The sequence below is a fragment of the Massilia sp. Leaf139 genome, assembly GCF_001424165.1.
Lineage (GTDB): Bacteria > Pseudomonadota > Gammaproteobacteria > Burkholderiales > Burkholderiaceae_D > Telluria.
In genome coordinates this window covers 1-24,536 of sequence record NZ_LMOJ01000009.1, presented here as the reverse complement: position 1 = coordinate 24,536, position 24,536 = coordinate 1, and the positions used below count along the sequence as shown (strand labels likewise).

Annotated in this window: 19 protein-coding genes; 15 read left to right on the top strand and 4 right to left on the bottom strand. The window is 65.3% G+C overall.

The window, feature by feature from the left end; genetic code table 11:
- Window positions 1–239 precede the first annotated feature (239 nt).
- From ASF77_RS23590 to ASF77_RS08605, 9 genes are all read left to right on the top strand, one after another.
- Entirely contained in the window at window positions 240–518 is a 279-nt protein-coding gene (locus tag ASF77_RS23590; protein ID WP_082493670.1) for a hypothetical protein, read from the top strand.
- Between the two features lie 308 nt (window positions 519–826).
- On the top strand, window positions 827–1,933 hold the full coding sequence (locus ASF77_RS08640; protein WP_056337696.1) for an S-(hydroxymethyl)glutathione dehydrogenase/class III alcohol dehydrogenase: 1,107 nt from the start codon (window positions 827–829) through the stop codon (window positions 1,931–1,933).
- A 49-nt stretch (window positions 1,934–1,982) separates the two neighbouring features.
- Window positions 1,983–2,561: an S-(hydroxymethyl)glutathione synthase gene (gene gfa, locus ASF77_RS08635; protein WP_056337682.1), complete on the top strand. Its 579-nt coding sequence runs from the start codon at window positions 1,983–1,985 to the stop codon at window positions 2,559–2,561.
- A 73-nt stretch (window positions 2,562–2,634) separates the two neighbouring features.
- Entirely contained in the window at window positions 2,635–2,976 is a 342-nt protein-coding gene (locus ASF77_RS08630; protein WP_056337693.1) for a hypothetical protein, read from the top strand.
- Window positions 2,977–3,210: 234 nt separating this feature from the next.
- The gene (locus tag ASF77_RS08625; RefSeq protein ID WP_056337679.1) at window positions 3,211–5,016 is read left to right on the top strand and encodes a methanol/ethanol family PQQ-dependent dehydrogenase; all 1,806 of its coding nucleotides are present in this window, start codon (window positions 3,211–3,213) and stop codon (window positions 5,014–5,016) included.
- Between the two features lie 160 nt (window positions 5,017–5,176).
- Window positions 5,177–5,539, top strand: a complete 363-nt coding sequence (locus ASF77_RS08620) for a cytochrome c (RefSeq protein ID WP_082493672.1) — start codon at window positions 5,177–5,179, stop codon at window positions 5,537–5,539.
- Window positions 5,536–6,450: a quinoprotein dehydrogenase-associated putative ABC transporter substrate-binding protein gene (locus ASF77_RS08615; protein WP_200934152.1), complete on the top strand. Its 915-nt coding sequence runs from the start codon at window positions 5,536–5,538 to the stop codon at window positions 6,448–6,450. The genes ASF77_RS08620 and ASF77_RS08615 overlap by 4 nt, the downstream gene beginning before the upstream one ends.
- A gap of 5 nt (window positions 6,451–6,455) precedes the next feature.
- Complete coding sequence (locus ASF77_RS08610; RefSeq protein WP_156648809.1) at window positions 6,456–7,409, top strand: hypothetical protein; 954 nt, start codon at window positions 6,456–6,458, stop codon at window positions 7,407–7,409.
- A 48-nt stretch (window positions 7,410–7,457) separates the two neighbouring features.
- Window positions 7,458–8,456: an ATP-grasp domain-containing protein gene (locus ASF77_RS08605; protein WP_056337670.1), complete on the top strand. Its 999-nt coding sequence runs from the start codon at window positions 7,458–7,460 to the stop codon at window positions 8,454–8,456.
- Window positions 8,457–8,503: 47 nt separating this feature from the next.
- Here the strand turns inward: ASF77_RS08605 and ASF77_RS08600 are convergent, their stop codons facing one another.
- Genes ASF77_RS08600 through ASF77_RS08590 form a run of 3 tightly spaced genes read right to left on the bottom strand, consistent with a single transcriptional unit; the run spans window position 8,504 to window position 12,105 of the window.
- On the bottom strand, window positions 8,504–9,478 hold the full coding sequence (locus tag ASF77_RS08600) for a beta-propeller fold lactonase family protein (protein ID WP_082493669.1): 975 nt from the start codon (window positions 9,476–9,478) through the stop codon (window positions 8,504–8,506).
- Entirely contained in the window at window positions 9,475–10,068 is a 594-nt protein-coding gene (locus ASF77_RS08595) for a cytochrome b (RefSeq protein ID WP_056337668.1), read from the bottom strand. The genes ASF77_RS08600 and ASF77_RS08595 overlap by 4 nt, the downstream gene beginning before the upstream one ends.
- 3 nt (window positions 10,069–10,071) lie before the next feature.
- A complete protein-coding gene (locus ASF77_RS08590) occupies window positions 10,072–12,105 on the bottom strand; it encodes a sigma-54-dependent Fis family transcriptional regulator (RefSeq protein WP_056337665.1) in 2,034 nt (677 codons plus the stop codon).
- A gap of 359 nt (window positions 12,106–12,464) precedes the next feature.
- Between ASF77_RS08590 and ASF77_RS08585 the strand changes: the two genes are divergently transcribed.
- From ASF77_RS08585 to ASF77_RS08575, 3 genes are all read left to right on the top strand, one after another.
- Window positions 12,465–13,961 carry a DUF2868 domain-containing protein gene (locus ASF77_RS08585; protein ID WP_056337663.1) on the top strand — a complete coding sequence of 499 codons (1,497 nt, stop codon included), beginning with the start codon at window positions 12,465–12,467 and terminating at the stop codon, window positions 13,959–13,961.
- 8 nt (window positions 13,962–13,969) lie between these two features.
- The gene (locus ASF77_RS08580; protein ID WP_056337685.1) at window positions 13,970–15,460 is read left to right on the top strand and encodes a GTPase domain-containing protein; all 1,491 of its coding nucleotides are present in this window, start codon (window positions 13,970–13,972) and stop codon (window positions 15,458–15,460) included.
- A 114-nt stretch (window positions 15,461–15,574) separates the two neighbouring features.
- A complete protein-coding gene (locus ASF77_RS08575) occupies window positions 15,575–17,971 on the top strand; it encodes a TonB-dependent receptor (RefSeq protein ID WP_056337660.1) in 2,397 nt (798 codons plus the stop codon).
- Between the two features lie 111 nt (window positions 17,972–18,082).
- Here ASF77_RS08575 and ASF77_RS08570 read toward each other — a convergent pair whose 3' ends face one another.
- Window positions 18,083–20,224: a TonB-dependent receptor gene (locus ASF77_RS08570; protein WP_056337656.1), complete on the bottom strand. Its 2,142-nt coding sequence runs from the start codon at window positions 20,222–20,224 to the stop codon at window positions 18,083–18,085.
- 347 nt (window positions 20,225–20,571) lie between these two features.
- On the opposite strand from ASF77_RS08570, the gene adh reads away from it, so the two are divergent.
- The 3 genes from adh (at window position 20,572) to ASF77_RS08555 (ending at window position 23,918) form a co-directional block, all read left to right on the top strand.
- Window positions 20,572–22,092: an aldehyde dehydrogenase gene (gene adh, locus ASF77_RS08565; protein WP_056337653.1), complete on the top strand. Its 1,521-nt coding sequence runs from the start codon at window positions 20,572–20,574 to the stop codon at window positions 22,090–22,092.
- Window positions 22,093–22,190: 98 nt separating this feature from the next.
- Window positions 22,191–22,571 (top strand): DUF779 domain-containing protein, encoded by a 381-nt coding sequence (locus tag ASF77_RS08560; protein ID WP_056337651.1) that lies wholly within the window; start codon window positions 22,191–22,193, stop codon window positions 22,569–22,571.
- A 174-nt stretch (window positions 22,572–22,745) separates the two neighbouring features.
- The gene (locus ASF77_RS08555; RefSeq protein ID WP_056337648.1) at window positions 22,746–23,918 is read left to right on the top strand and encodes a porin; all 1,173 of its coding nucleotides are present in this window, start codon (window positions 22,746–22,748) and stop codon (window positions 23,916–23,918) included.
- Window positions 23,919–24,536: the final 618 nt, after the last annotated feature.

The window sequence follows — 24,536 nt, the reverse complement described above, 5'->3', positions numbered from 1 at the left end:
CAGGACCGTGAAACGACTTTGCGCCGATGATAGTGCTGCAACCAGTGTGAAAGTAGGTTATCGTCAGGCTAGTTATAAGAGAAAAACCCGCTGATTACATCAGCGGGTTTTTTTTCGTCCGGCGTTTTGTCAGTCCGGTCTCCATGTCGATGCCGTGCTCCGCAGCCATCTGATTCACATTGCAATTTCTGTCCTCACGACTACACTGAATCCGGGTTCACAGTTCGGAAAGGACTGACATGGACACGCAATGTAAACGCAGGGCAGGGCGGATCCTCGCCGCATTCCTGCTCGTCGTTGGACTCGGAGGCTGTGTGTATGCGCCGCCTTACGCCGCCTACGATCCGTACCATCCCAGCTACAGCTATCCCACCTATGTCGGGCCACCCATCGCGCTCGACTTCGGCTTCGGCTATTACAAGCACCACCATTCTTATCGGGGTCACCGTGGCGGCTATCATGGCGGCCATCATGGCGGATACCGGCATGGCTGGGGTCACGGCCGCGGCCGCCGCTGAAGCTCCTCAATAACACTCTGCGCACGATTGACGCACAGGCAGGCGCGCGGCGTCCACCTGTGCGCCGTATTGCAGCCGCTCATCTTCACCATCCCTCCGATAGCCGCGTGGCACGGCGCTTGCATTCTTCCATTTCTGCGTGCGCCAGGCGCGCTCCACGCCGTGCGTGAACACAGGCGGCGGAACACCTGTCCTCCGATTGGAACAAGCCAGCGAGCACTGTTGCAGTTTCGGAGCGGCGGCAATCCGGCGCACCTGTTTCCAACCTGTCCGCCGAACCGGTGGACTTCATCGACAAGAAAGATGCCATGAAAACGAGAGCAGCCATTGCGTGGAAAGCCGGAGCACCCCTGTCCATTGCCGACGTCGACCTGGAAGGCCCACGCGCCGGCGAGGTGCTGGTGGAAATCAAGGCGACCGGCATTTGCCACACCGATTACTACACCCTGTCTGGCGCCGATCCCGAAGGAATCTTTCCCGCCATTCTGGGTCATGAAGGCGCCGGCATCGTGCTCGAAACCGGCCCCGGTGTCACTTCGGTCAAACGCGACGACCATGTCATTCCCCTGTACACCCCGGAATGCCGGCAATGCAAATTCTGCCTGTCCCGCAAGACCAATTTATGCCAGTCGATCCGCTCGACCCAGGGCCGTGGCCTGATGCCCGACGCGACCTCGCGCTTCTCGCTCGAAGGCCAGCCCTTGTTCCACTACATGGGCACCTCGACCTTCTCCAACTACATCGTCGTCCCGGAAATTGCGCTCGCAAAAATCCGTCCTGACGCGCCCTTCGATAAGGCCTGCTATATCGGCTGCGGCGTGACGACCGGCGTCGGCGCCGTCGTGTTCTCCGCCAAGGTCGAGGCCGGCGCGAATGTCGTCGTGTTCGGCCTTGGCGGCATCGGCCTGAACGTGATCCAGGGCGCGCGCATGGTGGGCGCCGACAAGATCATCGGGGTCGATATCAATCCGGGCCGAGTCGAGATCGCCCGCAAGTTCGGCATGACCCATTTCGTCAACCCGACCGAAGTACCCAACATCGTCGACCACATCGTCCAGCTGACGGATGGCGGCGCGGACTTCTCCTTCGAATGCATCGGCAACACGCAAGTGATGCGGCAAGCCCTCGAATGCACCCATAAAGGCTGGGGCCAGTCCTTCATCATCGGCGTCGCCGCGGCCGGCCAGGAAATCAGCACGCGCCCTTTTCAGCTGGTGACCGGGCGCCAATGGAAAGGCTCGGCCTTTGGCGGCGCACGCGGCCGCACCGACGTGCCGAAGATCGTCGACTGGTACATGGACGGCAAGATCAACATCGACGACCTGATCACCCACACCTTGCCCCTCGATCGCATCAACGAGGGGTTCGAGCTGATGAAGAGCGGGCAGTCGATCCGCTCGGTAGTGCTGTACTAAGCCGACGCAAGCAGAAGCAATCAACAGTATCCAACAGGGAGGAGCGATCATGAGCAATGCAGTGAACATTCATCCGGCGGTCGACAACATGCGGCGCGCACCGTCCGATTTTTCCGGCGGTACCTTGACCTGCCTTTGTGCCAGCAATCCTGTAACGGTCGAGATCAAGGGGCAGGTCGCGCACAACCACGTTTGCGGCTGCAGCAAGTGCTGGAAGCCGGCCGGCGCGCTGTTTTCGCAGGTCGCGGTGGTGGGACGCGAAAACGTCCGGGTCACCGCCAATGAAGACAAGCTGCAGGTCGTCGACCCCAGCGCCACGATCCAGCGCTACGCCTGCCACGACTGCGGCGTGCACATGTACGGCCGCATCGAAAATTCCGGCCACGCCTTTTATGGACTCGACTTCGTGCACACCGAACTGTCGAAGGAAAGCGGCTGGGCGCCGCCCGAGTTCGCCGCCTTCGTGTCTTCGATCATCGAATCCGGTGCGCCTCCGGAAAACATGGGGGCGATCCGCGCGCGCCTGAACGAGATCGGACTGCCGCCCTACGATGCCCTGTCGCCGCCGCTGATGGATGCGATCTCGACCCATGTCGCCAAGACGCGGGGCGTGCTCAGGAACGCGTGACGGCGCCACGCACGCCGGAACAGGAGCATGCCTTCCTGTTCCGGCTAAGTCTGACCGAATGATTGGAGACGAAATGAAGCGACACCTCATTCTGCTGGCGGCAGTGCTCGCGCCGTTCGCAGTCCAGGCCCATGACTACCCCACCAGCGACCGGGTCGAGTACGTGCTCGAGTGCATGCAAAAACACGAGGGCAAGTACGAGTACCTCTACAAGTGCTCGTGCGTCATCGATCACATCGCCAAGCACATGACCTACGACGAGTACGTGGTCATGGCCACCGCCCTGCGCAACCAGACCCTGGCGGGGGAGCGCGGCGCGCTGTTTCGCGACCCCACGCCGGTCAAGGACATGGCCGGCAAGTACCGCACGCTCCAGGCGAGTGCCAACAAGGCCTGCCAGGTACCCCAGCGTTGAGACCGCTGTGCAGCCACGCATTGCGTCACGGATGGCACAGGTTCCGCGGCGACTGTCACGAATGTTGAACACGGTGTCACGCAGGGCCCGCTGTTGCGGGGCAGGACGGCGTAGCGGGCCGCAGTCGCTGCACTGGCACGCTAAGTGCTGTGCTCATTGGTGGGGCTACCCCGCCTGTTGCAATTGGAAGCCTGACCAGGTCGCACCGCTATAAAAACCAAAGGAGACTTAACCATGTCATTTTCCACGAGACTCATCCGCTGGTGGCCGTGCCTGGCGCTGGCTGCCTCTCCCGCCTTCGCCGCCAGCTCCGATGTCGAACAGCTGACCAAGGATCCGAAAAACTGGGCCATGCAGTCCGGTAATTTCGAGAACCACCGGTATAGCGAACTCAAGCAGATCACCGCCAAGAACGCCAAGAACCTGCAAGTGGCCTGGACGTTCTCGACCGGCGTGCTGCGTGGCCACGAAGGCGGCCCGCTGGTGATCGGCGACACGATGTACATCCATAGTCCGTTCCCGAACAAGGTCTTCGCCCTTTCCCTTGAAGACCAGAGCATCCGCTGGAAATACGAGCCCAAGCAGGATCCGACCGTGATTCCCGTGATGTGCTGCGACACGGTCAACCGCGGCGTCGCCTATGCCAACGGCAAGATCTTCCTGCAGCAGGCCGACACTACCCTGGTCGCGCTCGATGCCAAGACCGGCGCCGAACTATGGAAGATCAAGGTCGGCGATCCGAAGATCGGCGAAACCACGACCAATACCCCGCACGTCTTCAAGGACAAGGTGCTGACCGGCATCAGCGGCGGCGAATTCGGCGTACGCGGCCGGGTGACGGCGCACGACATGAACACCGGCAAAATCCTGTGGAAAGCCTTCAGCACTGGGCCCGACAACGAAATGATCGTCGACGGCGCCAAGACCATGACCTGGACTGACGGCAAAATGGCGCCGATCGGCCCCGATTCCTCGCTCAAGAGCTGGAAGGGCGACCAGTGGAAGCTGGGCGGCGGCACCACGTGGGGCTGGTACAGCTATGACCCGGCCACCAACCTGGTCTACTACGGCACCGGCAACCCGAGCACCTGGAATCCGCGCCAACGTCCGGGCGACAACAAGTGGTCGATGACCATCTTCGCGCGCGACCTCGACACCGGCATGGCGAAATGGGTCTACCAGATGACGCCGCACGACGAGTGGGACTATGACGGCGTCAACGAAATGATCCTGGCCGACATCAAGGTCAAGGGCCAGCCGCGCAAGGCGCTAGTGCACTTCGACCGCAATGGCTTCGCCTACACCCTCGACCGCGTGACCGGCGAACTGCTGGTGGCTGAGAAATTCGATCCGAAGGTCAACTGGGCAACCCACGTCGACATGAAGAGCGGCCGCCCGCAAGTCGTGGCGAAATACAGCACCGACAAGAACGGGCCCGACTTCAACTCGAAAGGCATCTGCCCGTCCGCGCTGGGCACCAAGGATCAGCAGCCAGCGACCTTCAACCGCAAGACCGGCCTGTTCTACGTGCCGACGAACCACGTCTGCATGGATTACGAGCCTTTCCAGATCGAATACACCGCGGGCCAGCCGTATGTCGGCTCGACCCTCTCTATGTATGCCGCGCCGAACAGCCACGGCGGCCTGGGTAACTTCATCGCCTGGGATGCCGGCACCGGCAAGATCGTCTGGTCGAAACCGGAAAAGTTCTCGGTCTGGAGCGGCGCGCTGTCGACCGCCGGCGACGTCGTGTTCTACGGCACCCTGGAAGGCCACGTCAAGGCCGTCGACCTGAACGGCAAGGAGCTCTGGAAGTTCAAGACGCCGTCCGGGATCATCGGCAATGTCCATACCTGGGAATACAAGGGCAAGCAGTATATCGGGGTCTTGTCGGGCATCGGGGGCTGGGCCGGCATCGGTCTTGCGGCCGGCCTGACCAAGGGTACCGAGGGCCTGGGCGCGGTGGGTGGCTACAAGGATCTGGCCAAGTACACCGAACTCGGTGGCGTGTTGACCGTGTTCGCGCTGCCTGACCGCTGATCCACGACCCATCATCGATGTTCTTACGTTAAATGAAGTGAATCGGGGACGGCTGCCGGTGGCGACAGCACCGGTGGCCGGCCCTCGCTTGCCAGGAATGGATATGAACAGACTCACGAAAAATGCAGTACTCGCCGTCGCATGCTGGACACTGGCGGCGATGCCCGGATTGCTGGCCACGCCTGCGGTGGCAGCGGACAACGCCCCGTACAAGGTCGCCGAAGGAAACAAGGTCGATGCGCAAACCCTCAGTGGCTGGAAAACCTGGCGCGCCATGGCCTGCGAGCGCTGCCACGGCGCGGCCCAGGAAGGCATGGTCGGCCCCTCGCTGGTGAACAGTCTGCGTGTGCTGAGCAAGGAGGAATTCAAGACGGCCGTTCTCAAAGGACGCATCGAGAAGGGCATGCCGAATTTTGATACCAGCAAGATGGTCAGCGAAAACATCGACAACCTGTACGCCTATCTGAAAGGGCGCTCGGACGGCGCCATCGAACCGGGTCGCCTGCAGGAGATCGGCAAATGAGGTGGCGCTCAGGGGGAAAGCCATGGCTGACAGGCGCGGCCTGCATGCTGGCCTGCGCGCTGGCGCCAGGCCTGGCCGGTGCGCAATCCACCTTCGAGCCCGGACAGGACAAGGTGTTGCGGGTCTGCCAGGATCCGAACAACCTGCCCCTGTCGAACCAGGCCCTGGGCGGTTTCGAGAACAAGATCGCTGCCCTGTTTGCGCAGCAGTTGGGCTGGAAGCTGGAGCACACCTGGTTCCCGCAGCGGATGGGGTTCATTCGCAATACCCTGCGCGCCAAGGAAGAACACGCCGAGCACTTCAAGTGCGACCTGGTAACCGGCGTTCCCAAAGGATTCGACATGGCCGCGACCACGCGGCCGTATTACCGTTCCAGCTATGCCATGGCCTATGTGAAAGGTAAAGGGCTGGATCGGGTGCGCAGCCTCGACGACCTGCTCGGGCTCGACCCTGCGCAACGCAGGAAGCTGCGCATCGGCGCTTTCGCCGGCTCGCCGGTCACCGAGTGGCTGCTGCAGAACAACCTGATGGAGCAGGTCTCCTGGTACCAGAGCCAGACCGGCGATGCCGAACAATATCCTGGCGAAATCGTCGAAAAGGATCTGGCCAGCGGCAAGCTCGATATCGCATTTGCCTGGGGGCCGATCGCCGGCTATTTTGCCCGCAATGCCCGTGGCGCGCCGATCGTCGCCATTCCACTGGTGTCGAAGCCCGGCATGAAATTCGACTTCGAGATCGCCATGGCCGTACGCCACAGCGACAAGGATTTCCGCCAGCGGATCGATCAGCTGATCGCCGCCAACGAAGCGAAGATCCATGCGATCCTCGAGCAATACGGCGTGCCCCAGCTCGCGCTGCAGGCGCCGGCGGCCGCGTCGGCAGCATCGGCAGCATCGGCGAAAACACCATGAACCGCATGCCTTCCCGCCTCCCTGCCGCGCGCGCGGCGCTCGGCGCGCGCGCCGTCTGCCTCGGCGTCGCCGTCCTGGCCGCGCTGCCGGCCGGCGCCTCCGCCCAGCCCGTGTCGGCGGCCGAAACCCTGCTGTTCGAGACGGATCACCTGGCGCTGATGAAAGTGCCGGCCACCCTGGTCTATGAATTCCGCAAGCAGAGCAATGTCGAGCCGGCCTTCACCGACAAGGTCGAGCTCGATGTCTCCCGCGACAAGGGACAGGTACATGCCGTGCTGCGCTTTCTCAGCGGCGAGCGCAGGCGCGCATTGCCCGAGGCGGACGACGCCCACGGCAACCCGGTGCTGCTCGGCTTCCTGGAGCATGACATCGCCGAGATGAAGCGCCTGACCGGCGGCTCGGTCACCTATTTCCGCAAACGCATCCGGATGGCGCTGGCGGACGGCGCCCAGGTGACGCCGCAGCGCATCACCTGGCAAGGCAAGACGATCGAGGCACAAGCGATCCGCATCCAGCCCTACCTGGACGACCCGCTGCATGCGCGCTTCGAAAAGTATGTGCGCAAGACCTATACCTTCGTGCTCAGCGACGGCGTGCCCGGCGGGATCTACCAGGTCAGCACCTCCCTGGCGAACGCCGGCCAGCCGGCGCCGGGAACGGTGGTGGCGCGCACGGCGGCGCCGGGCACGCCAGCTTCCGCGGCAGCGAAACCTGGCGCCGCTAAGCCCGGCGCGCCTGTACCCGGCATCGCACCTGGCACCGCGCCCGGCAACGCACCCGGCGCGGCGACGGCGGGCACCGCCACGTCCGGCGCGTCGGCATCCGGGAAAGCGGTGCCTGGCGCGGCCGTGTCCGCAGCGGCGCCCGACAAGGCGCAGCCCGGAGCGACGATCCCGGAAGCACGGCCCACCATCGACGAGACGCTCACCCTGGTCAAGGTCGCCGTTCCCCGGCGCTGAGACCGGTGGAAGCAGGCTGCCTGGACATGGAATCAGCCGGAGGACACGATGGCGCCCCTGAAAGTGTTTGCTTTCGACTATGTGATGGAGGGCGGTTCCATGACGCGTACCCTGCCGCGCTCGTTCACGCAGCAGGGCGCAATGCTGTTCGATGCCTTGCTGAGCGACCTCGCCGCCTTGCCGGACGTCGAAGTGTGCACGATGGCGACCCTGTGTGCGCCCGAGGCGGGGGGCGCGCCGGGGCGCTCCTTCAGTGAGCGGTTCGCCAACTGCGTGCAGGCGGCGGACGCGGTCTGGCCGCTGGCGCCGGAATCCGAAGGCTTACTGGAAGGCCTGTCGCGCGACATCCTGCGCGGCAAGCGCATCCTGCTGGGCAGCGCGCCGGGGGCGGTGCGGGTCGCCGCCAGCAAACTGAAGGTGGCGCGGGCGCTGGCCGAGGGCGGCGTGGCGACGGTGCCGACCTACCGGCCGCATGCGGCATTGCCCGACGGCGAGGGCGCTTGGGTGGTGAAACCCGAGGACGGAGCCGGCTGCCTCGACACGCGCCTGTTCAGCGACCGCGCCGCCGCGCTGGCCTGGATCCGCACCAGCGCGGCGCAAGGCTATGTCCTGCAGCCCTTTGTGGCCGGCAAGCTGGCCAGCCTGTCGCTGATCTGCTGCGACGGCAGCGCGCGCCTGCTGGCCGGCAACCACGAGCGGGTCGCCGTGCGCGACAACCGTTTTCATTTCCTCGGCAGTACCGTCAATGGCCTGCACGACGCGGACGGCGCGCTCGAGCGGCTGGCGCAGCAGGTGGCGGCGGCGCTGCCTACCTTATGGGGCTATGTCGGCGTGGATATCATCCTGGCCGAGCAGGGCGCGGTCGTGCTCGATGTCAATCCGCGCCTGACGGCTGCCTATGCCGGACTACACGCCTCGCTCGGCTGCAACCCGGCCGGCCTGGTGATCGACTTGTTGAAGGGGCCGGCCGCGATGCCGGCTCGACCCAGCCGGCGCCGTGCGGTCAGCATCGACGTGGCCAGCTTTTCTGCAGGCGCAGGTTCCTGAATTCGAATAGCCATAGCGCACAGTGCGTGCGCCATGGCGGCTCCATCCTACCTGATCACGACACCCCACGGCAGCTTGCCAACGGCGATGTCGCGCAGCTTGGTGCGGCTGGCGGTGTCGATGACGCTGACATTGTTCGAGCGGCCATTGGCGACATACAGTTTTTTACCGTCCGGCGTGAGCGCCATGTTCCAGGGGCGCTGGCCCACCGGCACGGTTCCCACGACCTGGTTGCTGGCCGTGTCGATGATCGACACGTTCGCATCGCCGCCGTTCGATACATAGACGAATTTGCCGTTCGGGTGGACGGCGATCCCGTTGGCGCGCAGGCCGGCCTTGATGCGGGCGACGATGGAAAAATTGGCGGTGTCGATCACGAAGACTTCGTTGGCGTTCTCGGTGGCGACATAGGCGCGGCTACTGTCCGGCAAAAAGCCGATCCCGCGCGGACGGGCGCCGACGGCGACTTGCGCCACCTGCTTGCGGCTAGTGAAATCGAGGATGTCGACGGCATCGCCTTCCTCGGCGCTGACGAACACCAGGCGCCCGTTCGGACTGAACACGGCGTGTTCCGGATTCTTGCCGCGCACGGGAATCGAAAACGCCAGCGCGCCGGTCTTCGTGTCCAGCACGGCGATTTCGTTCTTGCCTTCGAGCGCCGCGATCACCCAGCGTCCATCGGGCGAGATCGAGACCCCTTCGGGCGACTCGCCCAGCGCCACCGTCGCGCCCAGCTTGCGCGCACCCGGCTCGACCAATTGAAGGCGGTTGTTCGGCTGGTCGCTGACATACAGCCAGCGCCCATCGCTGCCCACGGCCAGGCCGCGTGGTTTGGAACCGCCGGGCAGCTCGGCCACCACCTGGTCGAGGGCGGTGTCGATAACGGAAATCGTGCCCGATCCTTCGTTCGGAACATAGGCCAAGGGAGCGGCAAGCAGGGGCAAAGGCAGTGCCGCGGCCATGGTCAGGGAGGCGACGGCGGCAAGGGTGCCGGCAAGGCGGCGGATGGACGGGATGCTCATTGGTTCTCCACAGGCTGGTTGGCGGGTAGTCGGCTGGCCTGCGCGCTGCGCCGCGGCCACATGCGTAGCAGCAGGCCGTCGTGGTCGATCAGTATGTGCTTGGCCACCGCGAGCACGTGCACCGCGACGAGCAGCGCCAGCAGCAGCGCAGCCAGGTGGTGGGCGCCGTTGAAGAAGGTGTACAGGGCCTTGTCGTCCGGGCCCCAGGGCAGCCAGTGCACGGCATTGAAAAACTTGATGCCGTGCCTGCTGAAATTGGACGCGAGATAACCCGACAGCGGCAGCGCCAGCATGCACGCGTACAGGGCGATATGGCTGAACCTGGCGGCATGCCGCTGCCAGCGCGGCATCGTCTCCGGCAAGGGCGGCGGCTTGTGCGTCAGGCGCCAGCCCAGGCGCAGCAGGATCAGCAGGCCGATCAGGATGCCGCTGCTTTTATGCAGGTTCACGTAATAGCCGCGTGCGGGCGTGCCTCGTGGGATGTCCTCGAGCATCAGGCCGAAGGCGAACTGGCCGAGCAGCAGCAGCGCGATCAGCCAGTGCAGGGCGATCGCGGTGCCGGTGTAGCGCAGGGACAGGGAAGCGGCCATGGATCAGTGGAACAGCGATTTGTCGGGGTGCTCGATATTCAGGCGCTGCAGTTTGCGGTACAGCGTATTGCGGCTGATGTTCAGATCGCGCGCGACGCCGCTCAGGTTCCACTGGTGCCGTTTCAGTTCCTGCAGCAGCACTTCGCGCTCGGCGCACTCGAAGGCATTCAGGCCGGCAGCGGGCCGGGCGCCAGCGGGGATGGCGGCGGAAGCAGCGGCGGCGACAGGCGCAGCCGCGGAGGGCGGCGCCATTGCCGGCTCGGCGGCCGGCGCCTGCGCGGCGCTGTCCACATCGGCCAGGTTGCGCCGGTATTCGGGCGGCAGGTCGTGCACGGTCAGGCGATCCGATTCGCGCAGCGCGATCATGGTGCGCAGCAGGTGGCGCAGCTGGCGCAGGTTGCCGGGCCAGCGTTGTCGTTCGAGCAGGGCCAGCAGGCTGTCGTCGAGCTCGACCGGGCAGCCTGCATCGCTCTCCTCGAGCGCCAGCTGGCGGATCAGCGCCGTGCGGTCGTGGCGTTCGCGCAGCGGCGGCAGGGTAAAGGTGACGCCTTGCAGCCGGTAATACAAATCCTCGCGGAACTCGCCGCTCTCGATCTTTTTCTCGAGATCGCAATGGGTGGCGCTGATCAGGCGGATGTCGAGCTTGACGGGCGCCTCGCCGCCGAGCGGGATCACTTCGCGCTCTTCCAGCACGCGCAGCAGCCGTGCCTGGAGCGCGACCGGCATGTCGCCGATCTCGTCGAGGAACAGGGTGCCGCCATTGGCCTGCAACAGCTTGCCGCGCTGCCCCTCCTTGCTCGCCCCGGTGAACGCACCCGCGCGGTAGCCGAACAGTTCGCTTTCCACAAGGGACTCGGGAATCGAGGCGCAATTGATGGCGACGAAGGGGCGGGCGGCGCGGCTGCCCGACAGGTGCATCGCGCGCGCGAAACGCTCCTTGCCGCTGCCGGTTTCGCCCAGCAGCACGATGGCGACGTTGCGCTCCATGACCCGCTTGGCGGTCTCGATGTTCGCGCGCATGGTCGGGTCGCCCAGGTGCAGCGCATCGAGGGCGCTGGCCGGCGGCGTCAGCGCGCTGTCCGCGCGCGTGGAACGGCGCGCGCCGATCGTCGCCACCGGCTGGTAGACGACGGCGAAAAAGCGCGCATTGGTGCGTACCTCGAAAATCGGCACCGGGTGGTAGGCGCGCCGCACGCTGCTGTCGACCAGGCCGGAAAAGGTGAGATTGAACAGCTCGCAGACATCGCGCCCGACGATCTCGCCCGGATGCGTGTAGCCGAGCAGGGACAGCGCCGCGCGGCTGGCGGCCAGCACCGTCCCGGTGACGGACAGCGCGATCGCGCCTTCGCTCAGGGTACCGACGAACTCGGGCCGGTTATGGAAGCGCAGGATGAAATCGTGGCGGAACTGGTGCAGGAAAACCCGGTTCTCGATCATCTGCACCGACATGCTGACCAGGGCCAGCGTGTGCTGCTGGGCCAGACGCGATTCGCCGGAAGCGTCGAGCACGCCGACCAGTTCGCCCTCGTGGTCGAAGATCGGCGCGGCCGCGCAGGACAGGCCGATATTGCGCGACAGGTAGTGTTCGTCCTGGTGCACGGTCAGCGGGCGCCGTTCGACCAGGCAGGTGCCCATCCCGTTGGTACCCTGCACGCGCTCGCTCCAGACCGCGCCCTGCATCAGCCCGGTCTTGGAGGCCGCGTGGGTGAACGCGGGGTCGCCGAAGTAATTGAGCAGCACGCCTTCGCGGTCGGTCAGCATGATCGCATAGCCGGAACCGGCTAGCTGCTGATACAGATTCGCCATCTCGACCTTGGCGACAGCCTGCACGTCGGCCAGGCGTTCCTGGCGCTCCTGCAGTTCGACGGGGGCGACGACCTCAGGCTCGGCGCAGCTGTCGGGGTTGAGCTGGTATTCGTTGAGACACCGGATCCATGAGCGGGTGATCCGGTTGCCGGATCCGATGCGGTCGGCTCCCATGCGGTCGTGGACGACCGAATGGACGCGCTTGACGTGTTCCACGGCAAACTTCGACATGCTGTCTCCTGTGTCCGCAACGAGCGCCCGCGCATGCACCGGCAACTGCCGCTTCATGGACTGTTTTGTGAGTTTGACACCCATCTATTGTGGAGAATACACCGATCAACCGTCGGATTGTCGGCCATTTTCAACTATTTTTGAATACGCGCCGGTCTCTTATGCAGCCCACATGGCGAACTACAGACCGGCATCATCCACCATGCAATCGCGGGGAACATGAGGCCGAAATAATGGTCGTGAGCGGGTGGCCTGACATGGCTGCGCATGCACGGATGCAGCGGTCGTGCTGGGGTGGCGCCGGAATCTGGTGCACAATCGATCCTATGATGTTGCCAATCCAATAAAACAGGACAAGCATGAACGAACAGGTTGCACGGCGGGTCGTGCTGGTACGCGCGATCGAAAGCGCCGACACCGGCCATCAGGTGCTCAGCGAAGACGATCGCAAATACGCCAGCCGCAGCGCGCGCGAGCTGGCCGCCTGGCAGGCGGCCGACAGCAAGGCCGCGGTTACCCAGGAACATTTTCTCGAGCAGCGCTCGGAGCAGATTCTGAAACGCCTGGCCGAGCGCACGCCGGCCTTCGCCGGCTTCCAGCGCCGCGGCCTGGGACTATCCGGCTTCTGGGCCGCGCTGCCTCTGCTGGCGCTAGTCGCCGGCGCGCTGCTCGACCGCATCGCCGACCCGCACCGGGTCGACCTGCTGTCGGCCCCGCTGCTGTTCATCATCGGCTGGAACCTGCTGGTCTACCTGGTGCTGCTGGTCTGGGCGCTGGTGCCGGGCGGCAGGCGTGGCTGGGCGGGGCAGGGACTGCTGCGCCGCCTGAGCGTGGGCAGGGCCGCTGTGCCGCGCAAGCTGCCGGGGGCGCTGGCCACCGGGCTCGCCAATTTCATGGCCGAATGGTCGGTGCTGAGCGAGCCGCTGACGCGCGCGCGCCTGTCGCGCACCGTACACCTGGCGGCGGCCGCATTCGCGCTGGGCGCCGTATTGTCGCTGTACGCGCGCGGCATGCTGACCCAGTACGTGGCCGGCTGGGAAAGCACCTTCCTCGACGCGACCCAGGTGCACACCCTGTTGTCCTGGTTGTTCGCCCCGGTGCTGTTGCTGATCCCCCAGTTGCAGGGGTTTTCGCTGGCCGACATCGAAGCCTTGCGTTTCAGCGCGGGCGCCCCCGCCGCGGCCGCCTCCACCGCCGGCGGCGAGCGCTGGGTGCACTTGTATGGCGCCACCATCCTGCTGCTGGTCGTGCTGCCGCGCCTGGTGTTGGCAGGCTTCGACGGCTGGCGCGCGCGCCGGATGGCGCGGCGCTTCCCGCTCGAGCTCGAACATCCGTACTTCCGCCGCCTGGCCGACAGCATCGGCGCCGGTACGCCCGCCGTGCTGCGCGTGCTGCCCTACAGTTTTACGCTCGACGAGGCGCGCGACCGCGGCCTGTGGACGGTGGCCGCGATGGCCCTCGGCGCCCAGGCGCGCGTGCTGCTGCGCCCTACGGTGCCGTATGGCGAAGAGCCGAAGGAGGCGTTGCGCGATACGCCCGCCGACGAGGCCGGCGTTACCGTCACCGCCGCCCTGTTCAGCCTGGCGGCCACGCCGGAAAAGGAAAACCACGGCGCCTTCCTCGATTACCTTGTCAAACACAGCCGGCGCGGCGTCGCCGTCCTGCTCGACGAATCGAGCCTGACCGAACGCGGCGCCGGCCAGGCCGGGCTGGACGCGCGCGTGAACGAGCGCATCGCCCTGTGGCGCCAGTTCTGCAGTTTTCATGGTACCGCCGCCACCGTGGTCAACCTGGTCGATCCGAACAAGCACCCGATCGAACTGGGTGCGGGCCTGGCCCTGCCGGAGCTGCGATGAACGCCGACATGGGAAAACCCGCAGTCAAAATCCAGTTCGCGCTGGTGTCGCACACGAATAACGGTAAGACCACGCTGGCGCGCACCCTGGTCGGCGCCGACGTGGGAGAAGTGCGCGACGCCGCCCACGTGACCACCTTCGCCGAAGCGCACCCGCTGCAGACGACGGCCGCCGGCGACACTCTGCTGCTGTGGGACACGCCCGGCTTCGGTGACTCGGTGCGTCTGTTAAAACGGCTGGCGCTGGCCGGAAATCCGATCGGCTGGTTCTTGCGTGAAGTGTTCGACCGCTACCGCGACCGCCCGTTCTGGCTCAGTCAGCAGGCTTTGCGCGCGGCCAAGGAAGAGGCCGATGTCGTCCTCTACCTCGTCAATTCGTCGGAACTTCCAGGTGACGCCGGCTATCTACCAGCTGAGATGAACATCCTCGAATGGCTGGGCAAGCCGGTGGTGGTCTTGCTCAACCAGATGGGGCCGCCACGTCCGGGCGCGGCCGAGGGCTTGGAACAACAGGAATGGAAAAAGCACCTGGCGCGTTTCGGCGTGGTGCGCGAGGTGCTGGCGCTCGATGCCTTTGCCCGTTGCTGGGTGCATGAGCACGTGTTCTACGAGGCGGTGGCGCCGCTGGTCGCGCCGGAAAAACAGGAGGGTTATGCCCGGCTGCGCGCGGCCTGGGAAGAAAACAACCGCCAGCGCTATGCCAGCGCCTTGCGCATCTGTGCAGAACAGGTAGCGGCGGCCGCGCGCGACAGCCAGCCGGTGCTCGAGGCCGGCGGCGGCTTCCTGCGTTCGGCCTTGAAGGCGGTTGGTCTCAACAAGGATCAGCAAGGGCGGCAGGAAGCGGCGATGGCAGCGCTGGTCGAGCGGCTGAACGGAGAAATCAACAAGGCGACCATGCGCATGCTGGTGCTGCACAAGGTCGATCCGGGCGAAGCGAGGGTCATCAACACCCGCGTCCGCGAGAATTTCGCCGTGCGCGCGCCGATCGACAAGGCGCAAGCGGGCTTGCTGGGCGCGGTGGTCTCGGGCGCGGCCACGGGCCTGTCGGCCGACCTGATGGCGGGTGGCCTGACGCTCGGCGGCGGCGCGCTGCTGGGGGCACTGGTCGGCGGCCTGACGGCGGCCGGCGCCGCCTGGGGTTTTAATCAGCGCAACGATGCCGACAAACCGGGCGTGCAGTTCGCCGATGCCTTCCTGCAGACCCTGCTGGTGGGCGCCGTGCTGCGCTATCTGGCAGTGGCCCATTTCGGACGCGGGCGCGGCAACTATGTCGAGAGCGAAGCGCCGGCCTTCTGGCAGGCCGAGGTCGAGGCGGCGTTGGGCGCGCAGGACGGCGAGCTGGCCACGCTCTGGCAGGACGTGCGCAGTGCCCCCGACCTGGGCGCCGCCAGCGCGCGCGTGCTGGCGCTGATCGCACCGGCGACCGATGCCACGCTGGCGCGCCTGTATCCGGGCGCGGCCGCGGCACTGCCGGGGAAGGAGCAGACCGCCGCCGTGTGACACCTGCTCCGTTTCTGAGACAGGTGTTGCCGCCGTGTGCGTTGCCTGATCATGGCATGCCCCTTGCTCTTGCTGGTCTTTATGGATGTTTGACCATTAGCTGGGGACAAGTGCATGACGTGGAGCGTGAGCTGGAAGGGAAGGCGGGGAGGCGTGGCGCCGGCGCGCGCGCTCGCGCTGGCGGCGATGCTGGCCCTGGTGACGACGGGCCGGGCGGCAGCAGAACCCGAACTGCCCGCGACACCGGACGGCCAGGTGGCGCGGGTCGAGGTGGTCGGGGTGGTGCCCTTCGCCGGCGGCGGCAGCGAAGCGCGCCTGCTGCCCTATGCCATCCAGACGCTCGACCGCGAAGCGCTGCAGAACGGGCAGGGCGGCAATCTGGTAGCGGCCATGGCGCGCCGCCTGCATGGCGTGAACGTGAACGAGATCGTCGGCAGTCCCTTCCAGACCGACCTCAGCTACCGCGGTTTTCGCGCTTCTCCCCTGCTCGGCACCGGCCAGGGGCTGTCGGTCTATCTCGACGGGGTGCGCGTCAACGAGCCCTTCGGCGACGTCGTCAACTGGGACATGCTGCCGGAAGCGGCGCTCGCGCGCCTCTGGCTGGTGCCCGGCTCGAATCCTTTATATGGCCTGAACACCCTGGGCGGCGCGATCGCGCTCGAGACCCGCTCGGGCCTGGCCGACCCCGGCGCCGAGGCCACGCTCTCGGTCAGCCAACACGGGCGGCGCCGCGCCGACCTGGCCTATGGGGTGCGCGGTGACGACGGCTGGCACGGCTTCGCCGCCGCCACGCTGTTCGACGAGGATGGCTGGCGCGACCACTCCGCCGGCCGCCTCGGGAACCTGTTCGTCAAGCTGGGCCGGCGGGGCGCCGACACCGACTGGCAGGCGACGTTCCTGGGCGGGCGCAGCCGCATGCTCGGCAACGGCCTGGTGCCGAGCTACCGCGACGAGGCCGGCGAGCGCGTGCCCAGCCTGTACGAAAATGACCGGCGCGCCGTGTACACCTTTCCCGACCAGACGCGCAACCGGCTGCTGCAGGGCGCCTTGCGCCTCACGCACCGGCTGGCGCAGCACAGCGAGCTGACCGCCTCCGCCTATGCCCGCAACAGCCGGCGCGACACCGTCGGTGGCGATGTCGGCGACGCGTACGGCGATTACGTCGAGGATTGCGCCGACGGTTTCCTGCCCGATGGCAGTCCGCTTGAAGACGATTGCGCCTTGACGCGCGACGACGGGGCCGATCTGCATCCGGCCAGCCTGAACACCACCAGCACGCGCCAGCGCGGGCAGGGCGCCAGCATCAACCTGGAACATACGGCGGGCGGCAAGCAGTTCAACCTGGGCGCGACCTGGGATCGCAGCCGCGTCCACTTCGCCCAGTTCGAGCACGAGGCCTTTTTTACGGCGGCGCGCGGCGTCGCGGCCGCCCCCGGGGAGGAACGCGAGCCGACGTCCTCGGTGACGGGCACGGCGCGCGCAGTCGGCCTGTATGGCGCGGCGACGCTGGCGCTGGCGCCCGCCACCCACGTAACGGGATCGCTGCGCTATAACCACGCGCGCGTCGGCAATACGCTGACCACCGAAGACGGCGTCCTGCCTGCGGAAGCGTTCACGTATCGACGCCTGAACCCCGCCCTCGGGTTCACCCATGCGCGCGGGGCACTGACCTGGTTCGCCAATATCGCGCAGAGCAACCGGGTGCCGACCGTGATCGAACTCGGCTGCGCCGATCCGGAGCAGCCCTGCCGGCTGCCGGTCGGGCTGCAGTCCGATCCCTACCTGAAGCAGGTCGTCTCGCGCACCGTCGAGACAGGCGTTCGAAGCGGGCGCGGCGGCTCCGGTTTCAGCGCAACGGTCTACCGCACGGTGAACCGCGACGACATCCTGTTCGGCCGCGCCGGCGTTTCGCGCGCCGGCTATTTTTCGAATTTCGCACGCACCCGCCACCAGGGGGCGGATCTCGGCGCGCATGGGCAGCGGGGCGCCTGGCGCGCGCATGCCGACTACAGCTATTTGCGCGCGACCTACGATGCCGACGGTACTTTGTTCACCGGCGCGCGCACGGTGACGGTAGGGCCGGGGACGCCGATCGCGGGCTTGCCGCGCCATACGCTCAAGCTGGGCCTCGATTGGGAAGCGCGCCCGGGCCTGGTGCTGGGCGCGGACATGCAGGCGGTCTCGCATGCGGCCGTGCAAGGCAACGAGGACGGGTTGATTGCCGATGCCGAGGACGGGGAGGAGGCCCGCCGCGCCGACTGGAGCGTGCGCGGCCATGCCGTGGTCAACCTGCATGCCAGCTGGCGTCCCGCGCCGGGCTGGGAGCTGTTCGCGCGAGTCAATAACCTGTTCGACCGGCGCTACGAGAGTTTCGGGGCGATCGCGGTGGACATGTTCCCGGAGGGGCGCCTGCTGCAGCCGCATGCGGGGCCGGTGGAACCGGCGCATGCGCGTTTCGTGGCGCCGGGCGCGCCGCGCACCTGGAATGCGGGGCTGCGCTACCGGTTTTAAAACCGCGACGTGGTTGCTGGTGATCGTTAACGCGTGGACGGCAGAGCCGTCCACCCTACGGCTGACGATGTAGGGTGGACGGATTCTCCGTCCACGCGTTCAATCAGCGACTTAGAACTGATACTGCCCACTCACCCCCAGCACCCAGTTCCGCCCCGGCGCTCCTTCATAAAAACGCCGGTTCGCATCCCCCACGATCACCGAGCCCACGTACTGCTTGTCGAGCACGTTATTCAAGCGCACGAACTGCTTGAACTTCCAGCCGCTCCACTCCTGGCTGGCCTGCGCGCGCAGATTGAAGATCGCATAGCCCGGCGCGGCCTGCGCGGTATTCGTGTCTTCCGCGAAGACGCGCCCGTTGGCGATGGTCTCGATGGCCGCGCCATAGCGGCCGGCTGCTTCCTTCCAGCCCAGTTCGCCATACACGCTGGTCTTCGGCACACCCGGCAGGCGGCTGCCGCGCGGCACGGCGCCGAAGCCCTCGTCGTAGATCGCGCGCAGCGCCGACAGCGCCAGTTTCGCGTTCCATCCGGCGCCGAGATCCGCGTCCAGCGACAGCTCTCCGCCCTGGCGCAGCGTGGCGCTGGCGTTGCGGTAGCTGGTGCGTCCGCCGCTGGAAACGTCGACCACGAGTTCGTCCTGCGTTTTCACCTGGAACAGCGCCGCATTGACCCGCATGTTGTTGCCGACGAACGCCTTCACACCCGCTTCCAGGTGGGTGCTGGTGGCCGGCTGCAGATTGAAATTGAACCCGGCGCCGCTTCCCGAATAAAACACTTCGTTCAGCGTCGGCGTTTCGAAGCCGCGCGCCGCGCTGGCGTACACGTTCAGCGTCGGCGAGACTTTATAGAGCAGGCCGACCAGGGGCGTCGTGTGGCTGTAACGCACGTCGCCGCTGTCGTTGCCGTTCGAAAGGTAGCGGTCGGCGACGTCGAAGGTGACGCGGCTGTGGCGCAGGCCGCCGGTCACGACCCATTCTCCACGCTCCCATTCCATCTGCACATACGGATCGGTGTTCCTGACCTTGTCTTCCTCGTCGCGGCGCAGGTTGCCGCGCACGCCGAATACATTGCCGACGAAATTCTCGAAGCCCTGACGACTGTCCGTCGAACGGCCGGTGTCGATGCCGACGGTAGTGCGCAGGGTGCCGCCGGCCAGTTCGCGCACGTCACGCCAGTTGACGTCCAGGCCAAGGAAATCGCGGTCGAAGTCGACCACGCCGCCCGAGTGGGTGGGCGGGGCCTGGAAGCCGCGCGAGAACGACTGGTACTGCACCACGCGCCGGTTGCCGCCATAGGCCGTCACCTGCAGCCGGTTGGCGCCGAAGCGGTTTTCCCAGGTCAGCCCGGCCTGCTTGTGGTCGATGCTCTTGCGCGTGTTGTAGCGGTCGGCCAGGGTGCGCTGCGGGAACTGGGTGTCGGTGGTGTCGATCTCGCCGGCGCGCGGGTCGCGCTGGTAAGTCGCCCAGGTCACGCCGAGCGGATCCTCCGTATCGTCCTGGCGCAGGCCGCTGGCGGTCAGCACCAGGCGGCTGGTCGGCGAGGTCGCCATCGTCAGCTTGGCATAGGCCTGGTCGCGCCTGGCGGCGCCGTGGTCGCGGAACCCATCGGTGTCGAAGCGCGAGGCATCGATCAGGTAGCCGATGCCGTTCGCCTCGCCCTGGGCGTTGAGGTCGAGCTTGCGCATGCCGTAGCTGCCGGCCGAGACGCTGGTCTCGATCGACGGCGGCCCTTTCGGATCGCGTGTGAATAATTGCACGACGCCGCCCGAGTGATTGCCGTACAGCGCCGAGAATGGGCCGCGCAGCACTTCGATGCGCTCGGCCATGTCGAGGTTGAAGGTGGCGGCCTGGCCTTGCCCATCGGGCATGGTGGCCGGGATGCCGTCGGCGATCAGGCGCACGCCGCGCACGCCAAAGGCGGAACGGGCGCCGAAGCCGCGCGAGGAGATCTGCAGATCCTGCGCATAGTTCTGGCGGTCGCGCGCAACCAGGCCAGGCACCGCGGCCAGCGCTTCGGATGCGTTCACGCGCGGCTGGGTGTCGCGGATGGCGGCCGCGTCGATCACGTCGATGGCGGCCGGCAGGTCGAAGCTGGCGTGCTCGGAGCGGCTGCCCGTGACGACGACCACGTTCATCGGGCCTTGCGGCACATCGGCGGACTCGGGGGCTGCCTTGTCGGCGGCCAGCGTCGCCAGCGGCCAGCAGGCGCACAAGGCGGCGATTGCGTTCAGGCGAAATGCGGTTTGCGTCATTGGTTCTCCATGGTGGTGATAGCGCCGTGCTAATTCGACAAGCAATATACCTGCCATCCCCGAAACGTGTGCGCGCACGGCTGGCATGGCGCTTGCACTGACTCCGCCATCACGCATCGAAAAACATCAGCTGAGGCTGTACCCGGCTGTATCGACACACGCGCGCATCGAACTGTTCCGATTTTGAGCAGGTGTACCAGAAACGGTCAGCACAACACGACGCTGCCCTATGACGCAGGCCTGGCACGGCATTTGCGACGCCCCTCGCGTGCTTCGACACACCCGTTGCCGCCGATGGCCCGGCCTTGGCCCGCAACTGGCCCATAACCATGCATAAAGAGGATGACATGAATCTCGCGGACATCAGCAAGCTCGGCGTCGCCAATCCATTCAAGCAACGCTACGACAACTACATCGGCGGCCGCTTCGTGGCACCCAGCAAGGGCGAGTACTTCCCCAACGTGACTCCGATTACCGGCCAGCCCTTCTGCGAGGTGGCCCGCTCGACCGCCGAGGATATCGAGCTGGCGCTGGACGCCGCCCATGCCGCGAAAGATGCCTGGGGCAAGACCTCGCCCGCCGAGCGCGCCAACATCCTCAACAAGATCGCCGACCGGATGGAGCAGAACCTGGCCATGCTCGCCACCGCCGAAACCATCGACAACGGCAAGCCGATTCGCGAGACGACGGCGGCCGACATGCCGCTGGCGATCGACCATTTCCGCTACTTCGCCGGCGCCATCCGCGCGCAGGAAGGCTCGATCGCCCAGATCGACCACGAAACCTATGCCTACCACTTCCACGAGCCGCTCGGTGTGGTCGGCCAGATCATTCCCTGGAACTTCCCGATACTGATGGCCGTGTGGAAGCTGGCGCCGGCCCTGGCGGCCGGCAACTGCGTGGTCTTGAAACCGGCCGAGCAGACCCCGGCCTCGATCATGGTGCTGATGGAACTGATCGGCGACCTGCTGCCGCCGGGCGTGGTCAACGTCGTCAACGGTTTTGGATTGGAAGCGGGCAAGCCGCTGGCCTCGAATAAACGCATCGCCAAGATCGCCTTCACGGGCGAGACCGGCACCGGGCGCCTGATCATGCAGTACGCCGCCCAGAACCTGATTCCCGTCACGCTCGAACTCGGCGGCAAGTCGCCAAACATCTTCTTCGAGGACGTGATGGCGCAGGACGACGAATTCTTCGACAAGTGCTTGGAAGGTTTTGCGATGTTCGCCTTGAACCAGGGCGAAGTCTGTACCTGCCCCTCGCGCGTGCTGGTGCAGGAATCGATTTACGAGCGCTTCATGGCGCGCGCGCTGGCACGGGTGGCGGCGATCAAGCAGGGCAATCCGCTCGATTCGGCCACCATGCTCGGCGCCCAGGCCTCGCAGGAACAGCTCGAAAAAATTCTGTCCTACCTCGACATCGGCCGCCAGGAAGGAGCCGAGGTGCTGGCCGGCGGCGAACGCAACATGCAGGCCGGGGAGCTGGCCGGCGGCTACTACGTGCGTCCAACCGTGTTCAGGGGCGACAACAAGATGCGCATTTTCCAGGAAGAGATCTTCGGGCCGGTGGTCTCGGTCACGACCTTCAAGGACGAAGCGGATGCGCTGCGGATTGCCAACGACACCTTGTACGGGCTGGGCGCCGGGCTGTGGACGCGCGACACCTCGCGTGCCTTCCGCATGGGCCGAGCGATCCAGGCCGGCCGCGTCTGGACGAACTGCTATCACCTGTACCCGGCCCACGCCGCGTTCGGCGGCTATAAACAGTCAGGCATCGGCCGCGAGAACCATAAGATGATGCTCGACCACTACCAGCAGACCAAGAACCTGCTGGTCAGCTATAGCCCAAAAGCGCTTGGCTTCTTTTAATGCGTGACACGCCGTGCCCGGGTAGCCTGCCGGCGACCTGGGTACGGCGCGAGTGGCGATGTTTTCGGAGTCAATTCACTACACTTTCGGAGTCCCGCATGGCGACCTCGCTCGAACGCGTGACCGCAACCCCCGCCGCCCTCGAGTTTCTCGAGGAACTGCGGCAGCGCCATGGCCTGCTGATGTTCTTCCAGTCCGGCGGCTGCTGCGATGGCAGCGCGCCGATGTGCTATCCGGCAGGCGAGTTCAACCTCAGCGACACCGACGTCCACCTCGGCGACCTGGACGGCACGCCCTTTTATATGGGAAGCGAACAGTTCGCTTATTGGGAGCATACCCAGCTGATCATCGACGTCGTCGCCGGCAACGGCGGCATGTTCTCGCTCGATAACGGCACCGGGCGCCGCTTCCTGACGCGCTCGCGCCTGTTCACCGATGAGGAATGCGCACGACTCAAGGCTGAGCCAGTAGGGCCTTAGCGCCGCGTTCGCCGCTACGCGAACAGCACAGCTGACATATTGAACTGATCAGTTTTTGCACAAAAGGAGAGAATAAACCGCCGCCAAAGCCCGGAAACTGCTGGGCACAGGACTTGCCACCGCTGTCGGGTGCATCACGTGATGCACACCACATAACCGAGCAAGGAGACGGCGATGAACAAGCGGGTTTTGACACCTTATGCAACAAGCGTACTCGGTGCGCTGGCCGCATGCATGCAGCCGGCGCTGGCGGTCGACATCAAGGCCGGTGACTGGACGGTCAACGTAGGCGGCAACGTCAACGCTTATTACACCTTCGTCGATTGCTCGGGCGGCCAGGTCGGCGGCCTGGCGCTGGGCGGCGAAGCGCTGGGCTGCGGCGGGCGCGACAGCCGCACGACGGTCGGCAACGGTCTGCTCCCGAGCGGACTGGTCACGTCCGCCTCGTCGCAGCTGGGTGGCTACGACGTCAAGGCACTGATCGGTATCTACGCCCACACCGCCACCGACAGCGCGATCTCCCCCAACAACGGGGTGGACGTGCGCCAGGCCTATTTTACTTTCGGAAATGCCGGGCTTGGCACCATCAAGCTGGGCCGCGACTACGGCATCTTCGGCGCGAATGCCATCCTCAACGACATGACCCTGATAGGCGTCGGCGCGCCCGTGCAGGCCACCCAACGCGGCCGTGTCGCCCTCGGTCACATCGGCGCCGGCTATGCCTATCTCAACCATTACGGCCAGATCGCCTACGCCACGCCGAAGATGGCCTCGGGCTTCAGCGTCGACCTCGGCCTCATGAGTCCGGTGGACGACACCCCGGTCGTCGCGCCGTCCGCCTATACCTCCGCGTCGACACCGCAGTTCCAGGCGCAGCTGACGTTCACCCAGGGCGAGGTCAAGGCCTGGCTCGGCGCCAAAGCGCAGCGCTTCGATCCGCTGGCGGCCGGCACGCCGGATCTGACCATGCGTGCCATCGAAGCAGGGGCCTTGTACCAGTCCGGGACGATCGGTCTGCTGGTCAATGTCCAGCGCGGCACAGGACTCGGCATCCTGTCCGACGCCGACCAGGGCCGGGTGCGCAGCACCCATGTGTTCGCCCAGGGCACCTATAAGGTGTCGGACAAGCTGAAGGTAGGCGTCAGCTACGGCCACAGCGAGAACAGTGACAACGCTGTTGGTACCGGCGGGCTGGAGTCGAATGCGAACGTCACCGTCGGCGCCTATTACTCGCTCAACAGCGCAATCACTTTGGTGGCCGAGGGCGGGCACACGCGCTCGAAGGGTTTCGTCGGCGGGCGCGACAAGATGAACGGCATCGCACTGGGCGGCATCATTTTCTTCTAAGAAGAGGGCTGGAAACACGGTTTGGGGAGGGGCACAAAAAAGGACTTGCAGGTGGCGGAGATGGTTCGCTATAATTCGCCTCCTGTTGAAAACGGCAACGAAATCAAGTAGTTGACGATACAACAGGATGCCGCGAAACACTGCGGTGTAGCAAAAAAGAGCTTGACGAAGATCGCGAAACACTGCATAATCTCATCTCTCTGCTGCTGACAAACAAAACGATTTGTCGCCAAGTAGCAAGCACTACGGAACAAGTTCTTTAACAATTAACAGTCGATAAGTGTGGGCGTTTGATGAAGGTGCCAGTGACTTCGGTCACTGATTACTTAAATTATCAAATGTTCGCACAAAAGAAATACGTTGTCTCAGCAATGGGATGACNAAGTTCTTTAACAATTAACAGTCGATAAGTGTGGGCGTTTGATGAAGGTGCCAGTGACTTCGGTCACTGATTACTTAAATTATCAAATGTTCGCACAAAAGAAATACGTTGTCTCAGCAATGAGATGACGGTCAGTATTTTGAGTGAGCGACTCCTGAGAAATCAGGATGGCAGCAATGCCAACAAACAGAGATTGAACTGAAGAGTTTGATCCTGGCTCAGATTGAACGCTGGCG

Excerpts from the sequence above, each read along its gene's own strand:
- ASF77_RS08575 (WP_056337660.1), top strand. The coding sequence starts at position 15,575 with ATGACGTGGAGCGTGAGCTGGAAGGGAAGGCGGGGAGGCGTGGCGCCG.
- ASF77_RS08625 (WP_056337679.1), top strand. The coding sequence starts at position 3,211 with ATGTCATTTTCCACGAGACTCATCCGCTGGTGGCCGTGCCTGGCGCTG.
- ASF77_RS08570 (WP_056337656.1), bottom strand. The coding sequence starts at position 20,224 with ATGACGCAAACCGCATTTCGCCTGAACGCAATCGCCGCCTTGTGCGCC.
- ASF77_RS08560 (WP_056337651.1), top strand. The coding sequence starts at position 22,191 with ATGGCGACCTCGCTCGAACGCGTGACCGCAACCCCCGCCGCCCTCGAG.
- ASF77_RS08615 (WP_200934152.1), top strand. The coding sequence starts at position 5,536 with ATGAGGTGGCGCTCAGGGGGAAAGCCATGGCTGACAGGCGCGGCCTGC.
- ASF77_RS08605 (WP_056337670.1), top strand. The coding sequence starts at position 7,458 with ATGGCGCCCCTGAAAGTGTTTGCTTTCGACTATGTGATGGAGGGCGGT.
- ASF77_RS08630 (WP_056337693.1), top strand. The coding sequence starts at position 2,635 with ATGAAGCGACACCTCATTCTGCTGGCGGCAGTGCTCGCGCCGTTCGCA.
- ASF77_RS08555 (WP_056337648.1), top strand. The coding sequence starts at position 22,746 with ATGAACAAGCGGGTTTTGACACCTTATGCAACAAGCGTACTCGGTGCG.
- ASF77_RS08585 (WP_056337663.1), top strand. The coding sequence starts at position 12,465 with ATGAACGAACAGGTTGCACGGCGGGTCGTGCTGGTACGCGCGATCGAA.
- ASF77_RS08600 (WP_082493669.1), bottom strand. The coding sequence starts at position 9,478 with ATGAGCATCCCGTCCATCCGCCGCCTTGCCGGCACCCTTGCCGCCGTC.
- ASF77_RS08580 (WP_056337685.1), top strand. The coding sequence starts at position 13,970 with ATGGGAAAACCCGCAGTCAAAATCCAGTTCGCGCTGGTGTCGCACACG.
- ASF77_RS08620 (WP_082493672.1), top strand. The coding sequence starts at position 5,177 with ATGCCCGGATTGCTGGCCACGCCTGCGGTGGCAGCGGACAACGCCCCG.
- ASF77_RS08640 (WP_056337696.1), top strand. The coding sequence starts at position 827 with ATGAAAACGAGAGCAGCCATTGCGTGGAAAGCCGGAGCACCCCTGTCC.
- gfa (WP_056337682.1), top strand. The coding sequence starts at position 1,983 with ATGAGCAATGCAGTGAACATTCATCCGGCGGTCGACAACATGCGGCGC.
- ASF77_RS08590 (WP_056337665.1), bottom strand. The coding sequence starts at position 12,105 with ATGTCGAAGTTTGCCGTGGAACACGTCAAGCGCGTCCATTCGGTCGTC.
- ASF77_RS08610 (WP_156648809.1), top strand. The coding sequence starts at position 6,456 with ATGCCTTCCCGCCTCCCTGCCGCGCGCGCGGCGCTCGGCGCGCGCGCC.
- ASF77_RS23590 (WP_082493670.1), top strand. The coding sequence starts at position 240 with ATGGACACGCAATGTAAACGCAGGGCAGGGCGGATCCTCGCCGCATTC.
- adh (WP_056337653.1), top strand. The coding sequence starts at position 20,572 with ATGAATCTCGCGGACATCAGCAAGCTCGGCGTCGCCAATCCATTCAAG.
- ASF77_RS08595 (WP_056337668.1), bottom strand. The coding sequence starts at position 10,068 with ATGGCCGCTTCCCTGTCCCTGCGCTACACCGGCACCGCGATCGCCCTG.